Raw genomic sequence first — 1,520 nt, forward strand, 5'->3', positions numbered from 1 at the left:
CCCACCCATCGAATACGAGACGCGCTACCGTGACACCGTCGCCTCCAAAGCGGAGGTGGCCTAAACCAGGTCTCCATCCGATCCAGGACGGTTCAGGTGGGTGCATCCGGCAGCGTACTCGGCCGGGGTTCGGTAACGCAGTGCTGAGTGCCGATGTCGGTGGTTGTGGTCGTCTTTGAAGTCGTCGATGACCACGCGGGCCTCGAGCAGGGTGGGCCAGCAGTTGCGGTTCAAACACTCGTCGCGCAACCGGTTGTTGAACGACTCGATGAACCCGTTGTTCCACGGCGTGCCGGGCGGAATGTAGGAGATCCCCACCGACCCTGCACAGAAGTCGCGCAGGGCTTCTGAGATGAACTCAGGGCCGTTGTCCATGCGCAGCACCATCGGCGGGCCACCCCAGATCGCGAACGTCTTCTCCAACTCCTCGATCAGCCGTTCGGCGGTGATCGAGCGGTCCACGATGTTCAGCAGCGATAGCCGGGTGTGTTCGTCCACCATCGATGCGATCTTGATCTTCTTCCCATCCACGGTGGAATCGAACTGAAAGTCCAACGCCCACACCACTTTCGGTGCGTCCGCGACCACGACCGGCACCGACGATTGGCCGGCGCGTTTGCGCCGCGGAGCACGCCGCACTTGCAGGCCCTCCTCCTTCCACAGTCGATGCACCCTCTTCTTGTTGATCTCGATGCCGTCGTCGAAGCGCAGGTGCGCCCACGCTCGCCGGAACCCGTGCCGCGGGTGTTTGCGGGCATAGGTGCGCAACTGGTCACGCATGGTTCAAGACAATGAAATACGCGCCGGTGTTCCCGGCCACAGGTTCGGGTCGATACAGCACGCGCGTGAGTTCATGGCGATGTTCGTGGACTGGTACAACCACGACCACCACCACAGCGGTATCGGCCTGCACACCCCCGGTGACGTGCACTACGGCCACGCACCAACCGTCTCGGCCGAACGCTCAGCTACCCTCGCCGAGGCCCGCCGCACCCACCCCGAACGATTCAGCGGCCACACCGACCCGAAGATCCTTGACATGCCCGACGCCGCCTGGATCAACAAACCCGAACAGGAGAACCAACAACCGACAAAACCGGCAGCCGCCTAACACCCGCTGGACTCAAACACCTTGACAAGTTCCGCCTCGGCGACGATCGTACGGGGGAGATCCCATGGGATGGGCTCCAAGTTGAGGCACCGGCACGCCTTGCTCAGGGTTCCCGTCGGCGTGCCGGTTAAAGTACTCGATGATCGGTCATTAAGATCCGTGAACTCAAGGACGCGGATGAGTGAACCTACGGGGTGCCTCGGTCCAGCGTTCGTCCAATATTGCGCAGTGGCTGTGTGCTGGGGGAACGCGTGTTCATTGGGTCGTGTCGCATTCGTTCTGATCGAGGGTTAAGGCTTCGCATCCGTGGGTACTGAGGAATGATCAAGACCTGTGGATCAGGGAGGGCGTGCCTTCCCGTAAATATGATCCTGGTAGTCACTTGATCAAGTCAGCGTTGCAGCGCTGG

At 61.4% G+C, this 1,520-nt stretch carries 1 protein-coding gene and 1 pseudogene; one reads left to right on the top strand and one right to left on the bottom strand.

Annotated elements, in window-relative coordinates:
* Positions 1 to 60 precede the first annotated feature (60 nt).
* Positions 61 to 780, bottom strand: a complete 720-nt coding sequence (locus tag ACWDSI_RS20430; protein WP_449757684.1) for an IS3 family transposase — start codon at positions 778 to 780, stop codon at positions 61 to 63.
* A 2-nt stretch (positions 781 to 782) separates the two neighbouring features.
* Between ACWDSI_RS20430 and ACWDSI_RS20435 the strand changes: the two are divergent.
* Positions 783 to 1,111, top strand: a pseudogene (locus ACWDSI_RS20435) (integrase core domain-containing protein); the annotation flags it as partial.
* Between the last annotated feature and the right edge of the window lie 409 nt (positions 1,112 to 1,520).

The organism is Gordonia sp. NPDC003429, assembly GCF_053588575.1.